At 40.4% G+C, this 16,385-nt stretch carries 18 protein-coding genes; 7 read left to right on the top strand and 11 right to left on the bottom strand.

What is annotated here, in order from left to right:
- Positions 1–189: 189 nt before the first annotated feature.
- Positions 190–789 (bottom strand): GTP cyclohydrolase II, encoded by a 600-nt coding sequence (gene ribA, locus B6258_RS11180; protein WP_023582272.1) that lies wholly within the window; start codon positions 787–789, stop codon positions 190–192.
- 265 nt (positions 790–1,054) lie between these two features.
- Here ribA and pgpB point away from each other — a divergent pair, with 265 nt between their 5' ends.
- The 6 genes from pgpB to B6258_RS11210 all read left to right on the top strand — a co-directional run bounded on the left by pgpB (position 1,055) and on the right by B6258_RS11210 (position 5,190).
- Positions 1,055–1,774 (top strand): phosphatidylglycerophosphatase B, encoded by a 720-nt coding sequence (gene pgpB / locus B6258_RS11185; RefSeq protein WP_099075318.1) that lies wholly within the window; start codon positions 1,055–1,057, stop codon positions 1,772–1,774.
- A gap of 219 nt (positions 1,775–1,993) precedes the next feature.
- Positions 1,994–2,251, top strand: coding sequence for a LapA family protein (locus B6258_RS11190; RefSeq protein ID WP_231128925.1), 258 nt, complete (start codon positions 1,994–1,996; stop codon positions 2,249–2,251).
- Between the two features lie 12 nt (positions 2,252–2,263).
- Entirely contained in the window at positions 2,264–3,436 is a 1,173-nt protein-coding gene (gene lapB, locus B6258_RS11195) for a lipopolysaccharide assembly protein LapB (protein ID WP_099075319.1), read from the top strand.
- A 45-nt stretch (positions 3,437–3,481) separates the two neighbouring features.
- On the top strand, positions 3,482–4,210 hold the full coding sequence (gene pyrF, locus B6258_RS11200) for an orotidine-5'-phosphate decarboxylase (RefSeq protein ID WP_099075320.1): 729 nt from the start codon (positions 3,482–3,484) through the stop codon (positions 4,208–4,210).
- Positions 4,211–4,350: 140 nt separating this feature from the next.
- Positions 4,351–4,674: a stress response translation initiation inhibitor YciH gene (gene yciH / locus B6258_RS11205; RefSeq protein ID WP_088495683.1), complete on the top strand. Its 324-nt coding sequence runs from the start codon at positions 4,351–4,353 to the stop codon at positions 4,672–4,674.
- Positions 4,675–4,779: 105 nt separating this feature from the next.
- Complete coding sequence (locus B6258_RS11210; protein ID WP_099075321.1) at positions 4,780–5,190, top strand: hypothetical protein; 411 nt, start codon at positions 4,780–4,782, stop codon at positions 5,188–5,190.
- Positions 5,191–5,296: 106 nt separating this feature from the next.
- Here the strand turns inward: B6258_RS11210 and B6258_RS11215 are convergent, their stop codons facing one another.
- The 10 genes from B6258_RS11215 to B6258_RS11260 form a co-directional block, all read right to left on the bottom strand.
- The gene (locus B6258_RS11215; RefSeq protein WP_099075322.1) at positions 5,297–5,416 is read right to left on the bottom strand and encodes an RNA 2'-phosphotransferase; all 120 of its coding nucleotides are present in this window, start codon (positions 5,414–5,416) and stop codon (positions 5,297–5,299) included.
- A 182-nt stretch (positions 5,417–5,598) separates the two neighbouring features.
- Positions 5,599–7,545 (bottom strand): exoribonuclease II, encoded by a 1,947-nt coding sequence (locus B6258_RS11220; protein WP_099075323.1) that lies wholly within the window; start codon positions 7,543–7,545, stop codon positions 5,599–5,601.
- A gap of 113 nt (positions 7,546–7,658) precedes the next feature.
- Positions 7,659–8,297, bottom strand: coding sequence for an endonuclease III (gene nth, locus B6258_RS11225; protein WP_099075324.1), 639 nt, complete (start codon positions 8,295–8,297; stop codon positions 7,659–7,661).
- Positions 8,298–8,309: 12 nt separating this feature from the next.
- Positions 8,310–9,014, bottom strand: a complete 705-nt coding sequence (locus B6258_RS11230; RefSeq protein WP_099075325.1) for an electron transport complex subunit E — start codon at positions 9,012–9,014, stop codon at positions 8,310–8,312.
- Between the two features lies 1 nt (position 9,015).
- Positions 9,016–9,642 carry an electron transport complex subunit RsxG gene (rsxG, locus tag B6258_RS11235; RefSeq protein WP_099075326.1) on the bottom strand — a complete coding sequence of 209 codons (627 nt, stop codon included), beginning with the start codon at positions 9,640–9,642 and terminating at the stop codon, positions 9,016–9,018.
- Positions 9,643–9,658: 16 nt separating this feature from the next.
- Positions 9,659–10,735 carry an electron transport complex subunit RsxD gene (gene rsxD, locus B6258_RS11240; RefSeq protein WP_099075327.1) on the bottom strand — a complete coding sequence of 359 codons (1,077 nt, stop codon included), beginning with the start codon at positions 10,733–10,735 and terminating at the stop codon, positions 9,659–9,661.
- A gap of 6 nt (positions 10,736–10,741) precedes the next feature.
- Positions 10,742–13,426 carry an electron transport complex subunit RsxC gene (rsxC, locus tag B6258_RS11245; RefSeq protein ID WP_099075328.1) on the bottom strand — a complete coding sequence of 895 codons (2,685 nt, stop codon included), beginning with the start codon at positions 13,424–13,426 and terminating at the stop codon, positions 10,742–10,744.
- Positions 13,419–14,045, bottom strand: coding sequence for an electron transport complex subunit RsxB (gene rsxB / locus B6258_RS11250; RefSeq protein WP_099075329.1), 627 nt, complete (start codon positions 14,043–14,045; stop codon positions 13,419–13,421). Before rsxB ends, rsxC begins: the two co-directional genes overlap by 8 nt.
- Positions 14,045–14,626, bottom strand: coding sequence for an electron transport complex subunit RsxA (gene rsxA, locus B6258_RS11255; protein WP_006536930.1), 582 nt, complete (start codon positions 14,624–14,626; stop codon positions 14,045–14,047). Before rsxA ends, rsxB begins: the two co-directional genes overlap by 1 nt.
- Positions 14,627–14,720: 94 nt before the next feature.
- Positions 14,721–15,188, bottom strand: coding sequence for a DUF2569 domain-containing protein (locus tag B6258_RS11260; protein ID WP_099075330.1), 468 nt, complete (start codon positions 15,186–15,188; stop codon positions 14,721–14,723).
- Between the two features lie 131 nt (positions 15,189–15,319).
- On the opposite strand from B6258_RS11260, the gene B6258_RS11265 reads away from it, so the two are divergent.
- A complete protein-coding gene (locus B6258_RS11265) occupies positions 15,320–16,363 on the top strand; it encodes an oxidoreductase (protein ID WP_099075331.1) in 1,044 nt (347 codons plus the stop codon).
- Positions 16,364–16,385: the final 22 nt, after the last annotated feature.

A 16,385-nucleotide genomic window follows, 5' to 3' on the forward strand; every position in this document is an offset into this window, starting at 1 on the left:
CAATGAAATCGCATATGACAAATTTTCACATGATATAATTTAATGATAAAAAAGACGTGAAATCAGAGGCAAGAAAAGAAAAATGAATAGTGAATGAATTTGCAAGCTAATAGAATAAAAGGACTAAATAAAAAATCCGAGCAATTCAAGCTCGGATTGGAAAATAATTAATGCTGTGCTGTTACTTTATTATTGCGCTTTCTTAAATAAAAGATGGCCCATTTTATCGGCTTTAGTATCAAGATAATGTGCATTACTTGGATTACGTCCGACGATCAAAGGAACTCGCTCGATAACATTAATGCCTGCTGCTTTCATGATTTCAATTTTCTTAGGATTATTGGTTAATAATCGAACTTCATGAACACCTAATAGGTTATACATATCAGCACAAAGGGTAAAATCGCGTTCGTCAGCTTTAAAACCTAACTCAAGGTTCGCTTCAACGGTATCTAATCCTTTATCTTGTAATGCGTAAGCTCGTATTTTATTGAGTAATCCAATATTTCGGCCTTCTTGGCGATGATAAAGTAATACGCCACGACCTGTTTTGCTTATTTGTGAAAGCGCAGCTTCAAGTTGGAAACCACAATCACAACGTAGGCTAAATAAAGCATCACCCGTTAAGCATTCTGAATGAATACGAGATAACACGGGCTCTGAGCCTGAAATATCGCCATAAACAAGGGCGACATGATCTTTTCCTGTTGCGATTTCTTCAAAACCAACCATTAAAAACTCACCAAAAGGAGTAGGTAGTTTTGCTTCTGCGATACGTCTTAATTTCATTATTTTTGACTCATAATTTCAGGTGAAACTCTCGTTCAAGATTATACACTTTATAACGAGAACAAAGAGAAATAAAACACTGAAATGCTTCCATGTCTGATAGGCAAGGAATTGGGTAACACACACTTATACATTCACACCACTACAAATTATCAGATTTTGCACCTTCTTGCATAATGATTTATTGCTAAACTTGCATCGTTTATACTGATAATCTTTAGCGGTGAGAGGAAGATAATATTTGTATTTAAGAAGAGGCAATATATTGAATAGGCAAATAACAAAGTTGATTCTATTAGGTAGTATGTTGCTCTTAATCATACCAAGTGCAGTGTTGATATTGGGTTGGAAATGGCAACCTACTGATCACCCTTTAGGGGGGATAAGTACATTATGGATAGCAAATAGTGCAGCAAAACCTTGGGGATTTGTGACAATGATGGTTTTGTTAGCGTTGCTCTTTATGGCTTTGAAATTAAAACGCAACCATTTTATTCAATTAGCTGTAATAATTATTGCTACATTATCTATTGGGCAATTAATTAAGGTTGCAGTCAAAAATACAGTAAAAGAGCCTCGCCCTTATGTTGTTTGGGTGAGTGAAAATTTGCACATTAGCACTGAGGCTTTTTATCAAGTATCAAGGCCTGAGCGAGAACAATGGCTCCAAAATGGATTAGCTAACTCACCGGTGATCCCTGAATGGCAACTTAAACATTGGAAAGCTGAAACGGGTTATGCTTTTCCGTCTGGTCATAGTTTATTTTCAGCCACACTCGCGTTATTTGTTTTTGTCCTTTTTATGTTGTGTCGTCATTATTTTTTAGCGTCACTCGGGTTATTATGGGGAATTGATGTCACGGTGGGGCGTATTGTATTAGGAATGCACTGGGCATCTGATGTGATTGTCGGTATTCTAATCAGCACAGTGCTGGTTTTGTGTGCATTTAAGGTGATTGAGCGTCGTTTATTGCTCAAATCCTGACGATAACCCTTATTTTTGAGATACAGAATGTCTTTTTCGATATTTATGTGAAAAAATATACGAAAATCAGATGATTCTAAGAAATGACTTTCTTTGTGCGCAGTGAAAATGCTACCTTTATCTGTCTACTAAAGAAAAGAGAATAAAAAAGGAAATAATGTGAAAAAGGTCCTACTTTTTATTTTGGTTATTCTTGTTCTTGCCATCGTGGTGATTGCCATGACTTTAGGCACAAATAACGATCAGGTGGTCACATTTAATTACCTTATTGCTCAAGGCGAATATCGTATTTCTACCTTGTTAGCGACTTTGTTTGGAGTGGGTTTTGTACTAGGCTGGATTGTAAGTGGTGTTTTTTATCTACGTGTACGTTTATCACTAGGCCGAGCAAAACGTAAAATTAAACGTCTTGAAAGCGCCCAAACAAAACAAGAAAACCAAGAAAGTCGCCCAACGGTTGCTTCTGCTACGAAATAAGGACGATAGTTGATGCTAGAATTGCTGTTTCTGTTATTACCTGTCGCTGCGGCTTACGGCTGGTATATGGGGCGTCGTGGCGCTCAACAGGACAAACAGCAGAACGCCGATCGCCTGTCACGAGAGTATGTGGCGGGTGTTAACTTTTTACTCTCTGATCAACAAGATAAAGCCGTTGATCTTTTTCTCGAAATGCTTAAAGAAGATAGCTCTGCATTTGAAGCTCATCTTACTTTAGGTAATCTTTTTCGCTCTCGTGGCGAAGTCGAACGTGCTATTCGTATCCATCAATCGCTAATGGAGAGTGCTGCGCTTTCTTTCGATCAACGTCTACTTGCTGTTCAACAGTTAGGTCGTGACTATGTCGCGGCGGGGGTTTATGATCGTGCTGAAAATATGTTTCAGCAACTTATTGATGAACAAGAATTTCGTCAAAGTGCACTACAATCTTTGCTTGCTATTTACCAGTTAACCAGTGATTGGGGAAAAGCCATAGAAACGGCTGAAAAATTGGTTAAATTAGGCCAGCATGAATTAAAAGAACAAATTTCACATTTTTATTGTGAATTGGCACTTCAAGAAATGAGCAGTGATAATCTTGATAGTGCACTTAATTTCTTACAAAAAGCAGGGCAAGCTGATCCCCTCTGTGCTCGTGTTTCCATTATGTATGGTCGTATTTATATTGCCCGTGATGAGAAACAAAAAGCCATTGATATGCTGATGAAAGTTATTGAGCAAGATAAAGAGATGGTCAGCGAAACCTTGCCTATGCTTTTTGAATGTTTCCAAGCTCAAGGCGACGATATTTCTCGTTGGGAAACTTATTTACGTCAATGTGTGGATAGTAATTGTGGTGCGATTGCTGAGCTTTACCTTGCTGACATTATTGAAGCTAAAGAAGGTATTGAAGCGGCTCAGTTATACATTAATCGTCAATTAGAGCGTCATCCAACCATGCGCTTGTTCTATCGTTTAATGCGTTACCATTTAGCAGAAGCGGAAGAAGGACGCGCTAAAGAGAGCCTTATCTTATTGCGCTATATGGTGGGTGAACAAATTCGCACGAAACCAGATTACCGTTGCCATAAATGTGGTTTTACCTCTCATGCATTATATTGGCATTGTCCATCCTGTCGTTCATGGGATACCGTTAAACCTATTCGCGGTTTAGATGGTCAGTGACAATGTCACTTTTTTAATAGTCTCTCTATAAATAAAGGCCCTAAAATGTCATTTCATTGTGATAAAAAATCGCCCGAGCTTACCTGCGCGCCCGTTATTGTGGCACTAGACTATGAAGACCAAAAAAGTGCATTAGATTTTGCACAGCGTATTGATCCCTCATCGTGTCGTTTAAAAATTGGTAAAGAGATGTTTACCCGTTTTGGCCCTCAATTTGTGACTCAATTACAAAAAGAAGGGTTTGATATTTTCTTAGATTTAAAATTTCATGATATTCCCAATACTGTTGCAAGAGCTGTCGCTGCCGCCGCTGATTTAGGTGTATGGATGGTCAATGTACACGCGAGTGGTGGAAGTCGTATGATGCGTGCTGCTAAAGAGAGTCTTGCCACATTTGGTAAAGATGCACCACTTTTAACGGCAGTGACTGTACTTACCAGTATGGACCAATCTGATTTAATTGAATTGGGAATAACATTGACGCCCGCAGAACAGGCAGAACGTTTAGCGTTACTGACAAAATCTTGTGGTCTTGACGGGGTTGTTTGCTCCGCACATGAAGCAACGCGTTTTAAGCAAATTTGTGGTGATGATTTCTTATTAGTTACTCCGGGGATTCGCCCCGCAGGAAGCGATGTTGGCGATCAACGTCGCGTAATGACGCCAGAGCAGGCCATTGCAGCAGGCGTTGATTATATGGTGATTGGGCGTCCAATTACACGTAGTGATGATCCACTAAAAACGTTGCAACAAATTAATCACTCTATACTCTAAATATTTCAAGGTACGACTAAGAGACAAGTAAATGAGTGACTAGAAGTATACAAAGGTATGTGACTAATGCGAGTAAACGCAGTCAACAACGAACGCTGTGACTTGAAGTATGACGAATATATACAAGGTATGTAATTAACATGGATAATAACTCTCGTTTGGTTTATTCCACAGATGCGGGTCGCATAAAAGAAGAAGAACAAAAGCCAGTGCGTCCTGCTGGTGATGGTATTGTGCGTATTCAGCGCCAAACTAGTGGACGTAAAGGCAAGGGTGTTTGTGTTGTTTCGGGTATCGATCTGGATGATGCTGAGTTAGCCAAACTGGCGGCTGAACTGAAGAAAAAATGTGGCTGTGGCGGTAGTGTCAAAGACGGTTTAATTGAGATCCAAGGTGATAAACGTGATTTAATTAAATCACTCTTAGAAGCCAAAGGAATGAAAGTTAAGCTTGCTGGTGGCTGATTTAGCTAGATAGATAGCAACAAAATAAATGATAGTGCGCTGATTTTCTATTGAGGTTAGCGCATTTTTTATTGTCATAAAGAGATGTCTTTTGAAAGGTATTTTATGAAAGCGTATTTGATGATTGTTTCGCTGTTATATTCTTCTGCGCTTTTTGCAGAAACCCCAACAAAGAACATGATTGTTCATGATAAATATTGCTCTTCACCAGAACAAACTATGGACGAAGTCTTTGAGAATGGAGCGCTAACATATTGTGTTTATACTGGGCTTTCAATCGCAGATGCATATAAAAAATATGTCGATGAGCATGATGAAGATTATCTGGTAAAAACCATTAAGGTGAACAATAACATCCAAAAAGAGTATACAAAAGATGAGGTTTCTGTTGACTACAAATGGGAAAATCCAAAGAAATTAATGATAGAGCAACAATTTGCGGGGGGGATTACGGAGTTTGTTTTAGAAGAAGATCAAAAAGGTACTAAAATCACGATCACTGGCCATCCAGATTAATGATTAGTAAAACAGCGGACTCCATTCGTTTGATTATAGGTGACGGTGTCACCTATTTTTTTGCATTTCATTCTATTCTATTTTTTCTCATCGATTTTTAGATATTTTACTGGCACTGCTTGTGTGATTCACCCCATCCTTGATCATCCAATGTTAAACCGATACTTTCAGGGGCATGACGTAAGATATAACTTAAAAAACGACTAATTTGTACTTTGTCTTTCATTGATTTAATCCATTTATTACCTATTAAATTTATGACGCAAGAGAAAATATCAATGCATCATAAAAACATTTCCTTTCTTTTTAATGCTCTTTTTATCACTCGTTTGGCGCGAAATTAGGGATATAAAAAAGCTGATAGTTCTAATAGAGCTATCAGCTTATTGTATACCGATTTAAGTCCTATTAGATAGGACGAGCGACGATATTACGTGTTTCTAGTTTTACATCTTCAATACGAACAGGAATGATATCATTGAGCTTATAAGCAGTTTCGCCTTTTACAATGACGGTGCCTGTTTCTTGGCTACATTGAATTTCATCACGTACAGCATGTAAGAATGGGGCTGGAATAAAGGCAACCGCACCATTTTCAACTAGACGAACACGAACACCACCACGAGTAATATCGATAATTTCTGCATTAAATGGTGTTTCAGTACCAGCAAAAGGTTTTAAGAAACGCGCATATAACCAATCACCCACATCGCGTTCAGCCATACGATTAGCGCGGCGACGCTCTGCAATACGAATGCCATCTTCTTCTTGTGGTTTTTCAGCACTTTCTTTGCTGATAATCGCTTTGAGCAAACGGTGATTTAAAATATCACTGTACTTACGAATGGGTGAAGTCCATGTTGCGTAAGCTTCTAATCCTAAACCAAAGTGAGGACCTGGCTCAGCTTTGATTTCAGCAAAGTTTTGGAAGCGGCGAATACGGCTATCAAGGAATTGATTTGGCTGATTATCCAGTTCACGACGTAATTGGCAGAAACCTTCAAGCGTTAATAAACTTTCAGACGTCGTTTCAATACCATTATCTTTTAAGGTCTGCACAACTTGATCGATATAAAGTGGATCAAAACCAGTATGAACGTTATAAACACCAAAACCTAAGTTTTTCGCCAGTACTTTTGCCGCACAGATATTGGCTGTGATCATCGCTTCTTCAACAATACGGTTTGCGATACGGCGTTTTTCTGCAACGATATCTAAAACATTGCCACCGTCATCAAGAATAAAACGGTAATCAGGACGTTCTTTAAAGACCAGAGCATGTTTTTCACGCCATTCATGACGTTTTTCACACATCTCTTTTAATAACATCACTTGCTCATGAACCATTTCATTTTCAGGTTGCCATTGTGAGTTTTCACTTTCTAACCAATCTGAAATATTGTCATAAACCAGTTTAGCTTTTGATTCTACCCATGCCGAGTAGAAGTGAATATCTTCAAGCAGTGCACCATCTTCAGTGATATTGACTTGGCAAACTAACGCAGGGCGTTTTTCATTAGGGCGTAATGAACAGATGTTATCTGACAGCTCGCGAGGCAACATTGGGATATTAAAGCCGGGTAGATAATTAGTGAGTGCGCGTTGTGCGGCAATCTTATCTAATTCACTATTTGGCAGAATATAAGCGGTTGGATCGGCGATGGCAATAAACAGCGTTAATTGACCGTTCTCTTCTTTACGAATAAAGAGTGCGTCATCCATATCTTCTGTTGATGCACTATCAATAGTGACAAAGGAGAGAGAGGTCAGGTCTTCACGAGGTAACGCGTCATGTAATGTCAGCGCTTCGCTACCCATTTCAGGCGCATCACGTTCAAGTTGATGGCGCATTAAAGTTACCCACCAAGGGGCAAAGTGATCATCTTTATCCGTGATATAGTCGGTTATTTCTGCCTGAAAACCTTTATCACCTTTATTTAGTGGGTGACGACGCATTACGGCAACAGCCCAATCTTGATCAACAAAGCTATGTGTTAAGCCTTGAGCTGGACGGCAAGGAATAGCGTCTTTTAAAAGAGGATGGTCTGGAATTATCCACAGACGGTTATCACCTTCTTTTTTCTGAATACGACCGACAAAACGCGTTAAGAAAGGTTCAACTAATTCTTCGGGTTCAACCGACTCTTTATCGCCATTTGTATGAACGGCAGCAATAACGCGGTCGCCGTGCATCACTTTTTTCATTTGCGGAGGGGGGATAAAATAGCTTTTCTGACCATCAACTTCAAGGAAGCCAAAGCCTTTATCTGTTCCCTTTACAAGGCCTTCCACGCGCGGTGTCTGGGCATGGAGTTGCTGTTTTAGCTGTGCAAGCAGCGGATTGTCTTGAAACATATTTTTCCGGAAAGTCGGCAGTTTTAATAATAAAAGTGGGCAATAGTTTTATTCGATTGTGTGTAGCGACGCAAGTAATATCGCATCAGAAAAACAGACAAATCGGCAAAAAATTATTCAGGATCTGTTTTTTCTTTAAATTCACAAAGATCTTCAATAATACAAGAGCCACACCGTGGTTTTCGTGCAATACAGGTATAACGACCATGAAGAATAAGCCAATGGTGACAATCAACTTTAAATTCTGCCGGAACAACCTTTAACAGTTTTTGTTCAACTTCATTGACATTTTTACCGGGGGCGAAACCTGTGCGATTACTTACTCTAAAGATATGCGTATCGACAGCGATAGTTGGCCAGCCAAATGCCGTGTTTAAAACGACATTTGCTGTTTTGCGACCGACACCAGGTAAGGCTTCTAGGGCTTCTCTGTTTTCAGGCACTTCACTGTTATGTTTATCGACTAAGATTTGACATGTCTTAATCACATTTTCAGCTTTGGTATTATAGAGACCAATGGTCTTAATATATTCTTTAAGACCATCAACCCCTAAATTGAGTATCGCCTGAGGTGTATTGGCAACAGGATAAAGCTTAGCAGTTGCCTTATTAACACTCACATCAGTGGCTTGTGCAGAGAGTAATACGGAGATCAATAGTTCAAACGGAGAGTTAAATTTTAGCTCTGTCGTTGGTTGCGGATTGTCATCACGCAACCGAGTTAGAATTTCAATACGTTTTGCTTGATTCATTATGCTCACAAATTAATTTTTAACGATATGACTACCACAGCCTTGTTCTTTTTCGTAAGTTTTTGTTGTCGAAGCGCTGCGCTTTTTCTGTCTTTCATCGATTAGGTATTTTGCTGCTAACATAAAGCCTAAGCCGATAAAAGCACCCGGTGGTAAAATAGCGAGTAAGAAGGGTGAGTCTAAATGTACTATCTCCACTCTTAATACTTGTGCCCATTCACCTAATAATAAATCAGCCCCGTCAAATAATGTACCGTTACCTAACACTTCACGTATAGCACCTAAAACGAAGAGTGCGGCAGTTGCACCTAATCCCATCGCTAGACCATCAATAGCAGAAGGAAAAACCTCATTCTTAGCGGCAAACGCTTCAGCACGACCAATAACAATACAGTTAGTTACGATCAATGGAATGAAGATCCCTAAAGATTGATATAAGCCATAGGCATATGCGTTGATCAGTAATTGCACAGCACTGACGACTGACGCAATTATCATAACATAAATTGGGATACGAATTTCAGAAGGAACCCAACGACGTAAGCTAGAAACCGCAACATTAGTACAAAAGAGCACTAATGTTGTTGCAAGCCCTAAGCCTAAGGCGTTTGTTGCTGTTGAGGAAACTGCAAGCAACGGGCACAATCCAAGTAATTGCACTAAAGCCGAGTTATTTTTCCATAACCCTTGAGAAAAGAGCTCTTTAATTGAGTTCATCTTAATTTGCCTCACAGACAGAGAGTGTATCGAGTTTCTCTGGTAAAGATTGTATTAACCATGCCGTACGCTTTGATGAGTTGACGACAGCACGAGGGGTGATCGTCGCCCCCGTAAATTGATCAAAATCTCCGCCATCTTTTTTGACTGCCCAGCGCGGATCGTTTTCACTGGAAATGAATCTATTACTCAGTGTTGTGATCCAATCCGAAATACGAGTTTCAATTTTATCACCCAGTCCTGGGGTTTCATTATGAGCAGTAACTCGTACACCAAGAACATTTCCTTTAAAGTCGGCGCCGACAAGAAGCTCAATTGCGCCTGAATATCCATCGGGCGCTGTCGATTCTAACGCGGCAGCAACAGGTTTACCGTCTAAACGGGCAACATAAAGTTTATGAGGCTTGGTATTTCCTAATTCGGGTGCGGTAAGAAGATAGCAATCTTTAGAAAGCGAGTTGTTATATATCGCTTGGGGGATCACTTGATCTAATAATTTTTGTTTCTCTAAGGCAACTTGTTCTGCAATGGTATCCGCAGTGAGGTGATAGACCACGGCGGTTAAACCCGTAGTGCAAGCTGCAAAGATAGCTAATGTGAGTCCATGGCGTTTTAATATTTCGATCATCATTTCCTCCTTGGGATTAATGCCCGTAAACACGAGGGCGTGTATAGCTATCAATAAGAGGTACAGCGATATTAGCAAGTAAGACAGAGAAAGCGACGGCATCTGGATATCCGCCATAAACACGGATAACCCAAACTAATAAACCAATCATCCCTGCATAAATTAAACGACCTTTAGGTGTTGTTGAGGCACTAACTGGATCTGTGGCAATAAAAAATGCCCCTAACATCGTGGCTCCAGAGAAAATCTGTAATAGTGGTTGAGAGTAACGAGTGGGATCAATACCCCAGCTAATAACGGAACATAGTGCTAATACAGAAATCATCGCAACAGGGATATGCCAGCTAATAATGCGTTTATAAAGCAGGATTAATCCACCAACTAAATAAGCCACATTCACCCATTGCCAGCCAATACCCGCAAATTCACCTTGTAAAATCGGTGTCGCTAAGACTTCATCAATAGAATGTGTCAGTAAGCCTGTTTTAAAACTATCAAGAGGTGTTGCTTGTGTAATGCCATCAACAGAGCGTCTTAAATCTTCAAGCGTTAAGCCAGATGATGTATGTCCTGTAAAGAAGATACTTAAGCTATCCATGAGATTGTAAGAGACAGCTTGTAATTCAACAGGGGGCATCCAAGATGTCATTTGTACTGGGAATGAGATCAGTAAAACCACATAACCCACCATTGCGGGGTTAAATGGATTTTGTCCTAAGCCACCATAAATATGTTTTGCAATAACAATGGCAACAAAAGTCCCTAAAACAATGATCCACCACGGCGCTAAAGGCGGAATACTAATGGCGAGCAATACACCCGTCAGTAGCGCTGAATTGTCTTTCAGATAAAGTAAAGGGTCTTCTTTTTTGAGCTTTACACAGAGTGTTTCAGTGACAAGCGCGACGATAATAGCTAACACAATTTGGTAAAGGGTTCCTAAGCCAAAGAAATAGATCTGGCTTAAGATCCCCGGCAGTGCTGCTAATGTTACCCATAGCATTACTTGGCTGGTGGATTGTTGATTATGCGTAAAAGGTGAACTCGCAATTTTTAATTTACTATTGTTATTTTGTATTGGTCTGAATTTCATCTGTGATTAATCCAAGGTAACTTCATCTTTAGCTCGACGTTGTTCGGCTTCTTTTTTCGCTTTTACTCTAGCAATAGCGGCAGCAACGGCAGCTTTGCGCGGATCGGTTTCTTCCGCTTTAGCGCTTTGAGCTGGTGCTACATCAACAGTTGTTTCGGCTTGAGCTTGTTGAGTAGCCTCTTTTTTCGCTTTTACTCTAGCAATAGCGGCAGCAACGGCAGCTTTGCGCGGATCGGTTTCTTCCGCTTTAGCGCTTTGAGCTGGTGCTACATCAACAGTTGTTTCGGCTTGAGCTTGTTGAGTAGCCTCTTTTTTCGCTTTTACTCTAGCAATAGCGGCAGCAACGGCAGCTTTGCGTGGTTCGGTTTCTTCCGCTTTAGCGCTTTGAGCTGGTGCTACATCAACAGTTGTTTCGGCTTGAGCTTGTTGAGTAGCCTCTTTTTTCGCTTTTACTCTAGCAATAGCGGCAGCAACGGCAGCTTTGCGTGGTTCGGTTTCTTCCGCTTTAGCGCTTTGAGCTGGTGCTACATCAACAGTTGTTTCGGCTTGAGCTTGTTGAACAGCCTCTTTTTTCGCTTTTGCTCTAGCAATAGCGGCAGCAACGGCGGCTTTGCGCGGATCGGTTTCTTCCGCTTTAGCATTTTGAGCTGGTGCTACATCAACAGTTGTTTCGGCTTGAGCTTGTTGAGTAGACTCTTTTTTCGCTTTTACTCTAGCAATAGCGGCAGCAACGGCAGCTTTGCGTGGATCGACATCTTCCGCTTCAGCATTTTGAATAGGCGCATCTACGGTTGCTGATGATTGAGAAGCTTGCTGTGCTTTCTTAGCTTTAACACGAGCTAATGCGGCAGCAACGGCAGCTTTGCGTGGATCGACATCTTCCGCTTCAGCATTTTGAACAGGCGCCTCTACGGTTGCTGATGATTGAGAAGCTTGCTGTGCTTTCTTAGCTTTAACGCGAGCTAATGCGGCAGCAACGGCAGCTTTGCGTGGATCAGCATCTTCGCTCTTACTTGCTATATTCTCACTTGACGCTTCTAGCGCTTTTTGTTGTGCTAATTTTGCGGCTTGTTTTGCTCTGACTTCTTCTTTACGTTTTTTACGTGCGGCAATAGCAGCGGCGTTATCTGGCTCTTCACCGGCTTTTACAGAAATAATTTTGCCGATACTCTGTTTCGCTTTTACGCGAGAAAGTGCTGATTGGACTTCGCCGTGTTCTTCATCATCAAGTTTAACTGCAGCACGTTGATGTCTTGCTTCACGCTCAAGTTTTTCACGCTCCATACGTATTTTCTTCGCTTCAAAACGTGCTTTGGCTTCAGTTGCGCGTTTTGCTTCCGCATCAATTTCTCGTATTTCTGCTTTTTCTTGGCGATAGTATTGAACTAGCGGGATATTACTTGGGCAAACAAACGCACAAGCACCGCATTCGATACAATCAAATAAATTATGTTGTTGCGCTTTCTCATGCTCTTTACCTTTACTAAACCAGTAAAGTTGCTGAGGTAATAAACCACTAGGGCAAGCATCAACACAATGGCCACAACGAATACAGGCTTCTTCAAGGTTATCTGTATCCATCTCTTCAACAGAAGGGATAAGTAGGCAGTTCGTTATCTTAACAACAGGGGCATTTAAGTCTGGTAAGGTAAAGCCCATTAATGGCCCACCCATAATTACCATTTGTTCAGAGCCGGCAACAAAGCCCGCTTGTTTTAGTAAGGAATAAATAGGTGTACCTAAACGAGCCCAAAAGTTACCCGGTGTTTTAGTACCATTACCCGTTACCGTGACAACACGTTCAATTAATGGCTCATCATCAATAATGGCACGCTTGATGGCGACAACAGTCCCTACGTTTTGCATCAAAACACCAATATCAGACGAACGACCTCCTGATGGAACTTCTTTACCCGTTAAGATCTTAGTGAGTTGTTTAGCACCACCTGATGGATATTTTGTTGGGATAACACGAATGAAAATACGTTTCTCATCAGGTACTGTACTTAAGGCGTGTTTTAATGATTCAATGGCTTCAGGCTTGTTATCTTCAATACCAATTAAGACTTCATCGGGAGAAAGAAGGTGAATTAAGACCTGACATCCAGCAATCACTTCATCAGCGTGTTCTTGCATTAAGCGATCGTCTGCGGTGATATAAGGTTCACATTCGGCCGCATTGACGATCAATGTTTTAACGAGATCGCCACCACCTTTTAATTTTGATGCAGTTGGGAATCCTGCACCGCCTAATCCAGCAATACCGGCTTCATGGATACGGTTAAGTAATGTATCTCTGCTTTCTAATTGGTAATTGATGATAGGTGATTTCTCTCGCCATTCATCTTTACCATCAGATTGAATTTTTACTGCAATTTCAGGTAATCCAGAAGGGTGTGCACTTGGAAAAGGTTCTATTGCCGTCACCGTACCAGAGATAGATGCATGTACAGGTAAGGTTCTGCCAACGCCTTTTGTTAACGGTTGGCCTTTTAATACATGTTCACCTACGCTGACACAAAGTTGACCTGGTACACCCAAGTGCTGATGAATAGGAATAATGACTTCATCAGGTAATTGCGCTATACGCATTGGGGTGCGACTTGACTGTAATTTCATTTCAGGAGGATGAATACCGCCTTTAAAATCCCAGATTTTATCTTTTTTAAATAACGAAAAGAGATTAAACATGAGCGTTATCCTCCGTCTTTAATGACGGTTCATCTTCAGGTGTTTCTTCTGGCTCTGCAGGAATGTTTTTTACGGGGATTGTATTTAAATCCCATTTCCAGTTTGAGGTTGTAACTTTGACAGGAATCAATGTGATACAGTCAGTAGGACAAGGCGGAACACATAAGTCACACCCGGTACATAAGTCTTCAATAACGGTGTGCATAGCGCGTGTTGCGCCCACAATGGCATCAACAGGGCATGCTTGAATACACTTAGTACATCCTATGCAATTATCTTCATCAATTAAGGCGACTTTTCTAATTGGATTTAGCGCTTCTTCATCACCATCAAGCGGTTGAGGATCGACCCCCATCAATTCCGCTATTTTTAACATTACTTGCTCGCCGCCCGGCGCACAACGATTAATCATCTCACCATTGTTTGCGACAGCATCTGCATAAGGACGACATCCCGGATGGCCACATTGTCCGCATTGGCTTTGCGGTAATATCGCGTCAATTTTTTCGACAATGGGATCTTCTTCCACTTTAAAACGACGAGCGGAATAGCCCAAAATTAGTCCAAAGATAAGACCTAGCGCACCCAGTACGCCAATTGCTATCCATAAAGAATTCATTACAGTTTCACCAAACCACTAAAACCCATAAAGGCGAGAGACATTAAACCTGCGGTAATTAAACCAATTGAAGCACCTTTAAATGGCGCTGGTACATTGGCGACGGCTAAGCGCTCTCGAATAGCGGCAAATAATACCATTACCAGAGAGAAACCGACGGCTGCACCAAAACCATAAACGGCCGATTGCATAAATGTGTGGGCTTGATTGATATTTAATAATGCCACACCTAATACGGCACAGTTTGTGGTAATTAAAGGTAAGAAGATCCCTAATAAACGATAGAGGGTTGGGCTTGTTTTTCTTACGACCATCTCAGTGAATTGTACAACTACTGCAATAACTAAAATAAAGCTCAGTGTGCGTAAATAAAGTAAGTCCAAAGGAACTAAAATAAAATTATCCATCAGCCAAGAACTAATCGAGGCGAGAGTCATAACAAAGGTTGTCGCAAATCCCATACCAATCGCAGTTTCTAATTTTTTTGATACACCCATAAATGGGCATAAACCAAGGAATTTGACGAGTACAAAGTTATTCACCAATACGGTGCCGACGAATAGAAGCAAGTAATCAGTCATTGTTATGCCAAAATTGTTAAACAGAGAAACAAAAAGCCTCCTGAAATAAAGAGGCTAAACAAGCGTATATAATATCAAGGGTAAAGACGTGAAGTTATCGAACTTGTGTGAAAGTTTCACGAACACGTTTAGAGTACTTGATATAAGGCACAAAGCAGACAGTCGAGAAAACAGACCATAGAAGGGATTGTAGTGCTGTTTGGTCATCAACAGGTGCAAAGCCAAAGCTCTTAATTGCTAATAGTAAGTTGATAAGCAACCAAAAAATAAACAGGCGTGGAAAGTTTTTAGCTCGATAAAAAAATTGTCTTAGTAGATAAAGTGTAAAGCTAAACATTACCCATGTTGTTAACGCGGAGAGATACCAACTTGATATCAAATGAAAAGGAAGCTGGTGGAGGATCGAAAAGTCTGAAAAATATTTAATAACATAAAGAACAGACATCAACCCAGAACCAATAACTGACAAGATCATATACGCCAATGGCGCAAGCAACCACCCTGTAATAGGCGCTTTTCCTGAAAGGTTATTCTGCGTGTTTGCTTTGAGATCAAATTTCATTAATTAATTATTCCTACTCGTATGTATAGAACTAAACGGGATATTATCACAAACTTTGTTATTATTTATTTAGCTACAAAAGTGAAAGTGATTTTTGTTAATAAAAAAGCATATAAAAATAGGATAGGGTGATGGCAATTAAACTCAATGTTGGAATTATCGGGTATGGCTATGCCAGTAAAACCTTTCATGCTCCGCTAATAACAACAACCGAAGGCTTAAATCTTAGTGCAATTTCAAGCTCTGATGAAAATAAAGTTAAACAAGATTTTCCTCACATTACGGTTTATGCAAATCCTCAAGCACTGATTAATGATCCCTCAATAGACTTAATTATTATTCCAACACCGAATAATACTCACTATTCACTGGCTTCACAGGCTCTGGAAAAAGGTAAACATGTTATTGTTGATAAACCGTTTACTCTGACACTGGAAGAAGCTGAAAAATTGACTCAGCAAGCAACAGAGGCTGGTAAGCTCCTTTCTGTCTTTCATAATCGTCGTTGGGATTCCGGTTTCTTAACGGTTAAAAAACTTTTAGCTGATAAAACACTGGGCGACATCAGCGCATATGAAGCGCATTTTGATCGTTTTCGCCCAACTGTACGTCAACGTTGGCGAGAAGATGCAGGCATTGGAGGCGGGCTTTGGTACGATCTCGCTCCTCATGTTCTTGACCAAGCGATTTGCCTATTTGGTGAACCTAAAGCAATTACTGCTGATATTGCTCAATTACGCCCTAATGCAAAAAATGCCGATTACTTTCATGCATTACTAGAATATGACAATCTTAGAGTTGTTCTTCATGCTTCTATGCTAGTTGCGTCTCCAACACCTATTTTTGCTATTCATGGAACAAAAGGAAGCTATGTTAAGTATGGCTTAGATACCCAAGAAGATGCCTTAAAAGCCGGTTATCTTCCTAATCAAACTTATAATTGGGGAATGGATAATAATGATGGTGAATTAACAACACTATCAGGATCTGGAGAGTTAGAGACAACCACACTCACGACACTTCCTGGTGATTATCCCGCTTACTATCAACAAATTTATCGTGCAATTACATTGGGTGAAGAAAATCCAGTTACGCCAATACAAGCAACAGCCATTATGCGTTTGATTGAAGCTGGCGAAATTTCTAATCGTTTAAAACAAACCATTACGCTATAAGTAAAAGGGAGCGCTAAATCTA

Source organism: Proteus alimentorum, assembly GCF_002607735.1.
GTDB classification, from domain to species: Bacteria; Pseudomonadota; Gammaproteobacteria; order Enterobacterales; family Enterobacteriaceae; genus Proteus; species Proteus alimentorum.

Coding starts and splice junctions, on each gene's coding strand:
- yciH (WP_088495683.1), top strand. CDS start 4,351: ATGGATAATAACTCTCGTTTGGTTTATTCCACAGATGCGGGTCGCATA.
- B6258_RS11265 (WP_099075331.1), top strand. CDS start 15,320: ATGGCAATTAAACTCAATGTTGGAATTATCGGGTATGGCTATGCCAGT.
- B6258_RS11260 (WP_099075330.1), bottom strand. CDS start 15,188: ATGAAATTTGATCTCAAAGCAAACACGCAGAATAACCTTTCAGGAAAA.
- rsxD (WP_099075327.1), bottom strand. CDS start 10,735: ATGAAATTCAGACCAATACAAAATAACAATAGTAAATTAAAAATTGCG.
- B6258_RS11210 (WP_099075321.1), top strand. CDS start 4,780: ATGAAAGCGTATTTGATGATTGTTTCGCTGTTATATTCTTCTGCGCTT.
- B6258_RS11230 (WP_099075325.1), bottom strand. CDS start 9,014: ATGAACTCAATTAAAGAGCTCTTTTCTCAAGGGTTATGGAAAAATAAC.
- B6258_RS11220 (WP_099075323.1), bottom strand. CDS start 7,545: ATGTTTCAAGACAATCCGCTGCTTGCACAGCTAAAACAGCAACTCCAT.
- rsxB (WP_099075329.1), bottom strand. CDS start 14,045: ATGAATTCTTTATGGATAGCAATTGGCGTACTGGGTGCGCTAGGTCTT.
- rsxG (WP_099075326.1), bottom strand. CDS start 9,642: ATGATCGAAATATTAAAACGCCATGGACTCACATTAGCTATCTTTGCA.
- B6258_RS11215 (WP_099075322.1), bottom strand. CDS start 5,416: ATGAAAGACAAAGTACAAATTAGTCGTTTTTTAAGTTATATCTTACGT.
- ribA (WP_023582272.1), bottom strand. CDS start 789: ATGAAATTAAGACGTATCGCAGAAGCAAAACTACCTACTCCTTTTGGT.
- lapB (WP_099075319.1), top strand. CDS start 2,264: ATGCTAGAATTGCTGTTTCTGTTATTACCTGTCGCTGCGGCTTACGGC.
- pyrF (WP_099075320.1), top strand. CDS start 3,482: ATGTCATTTCATTGTGATAAAAAATCGCCCGAGCTTACCTGCGCGCCC.
- rsxA (WP_006536930.1), bottom strand. CDS start 14,626: ATGACTGATTACTTGCTTCTATTCGTCGGCACCGTATTGGTGAATAAC.
- rsxC (WP_099075328.1), bottom strand. CDS start 13,426: ATGTTTAATCTCTTTTCGTTATTTAAAAAAGATAAAATCTGGGATTTT.
- B6258_RS11190 (WP_231128925.1), top strand. CDS start 1,994: ATGACTTTAGGCACAAATAACGATCAGGTGGTCACATTTAATTACCTT.
- nth (WP_099075324.1), bottom strand. CDS start 8,297: ATGAATCAAGCAAAACGTATTGAAATTCTAACTCGGTTGCGTGATGAC.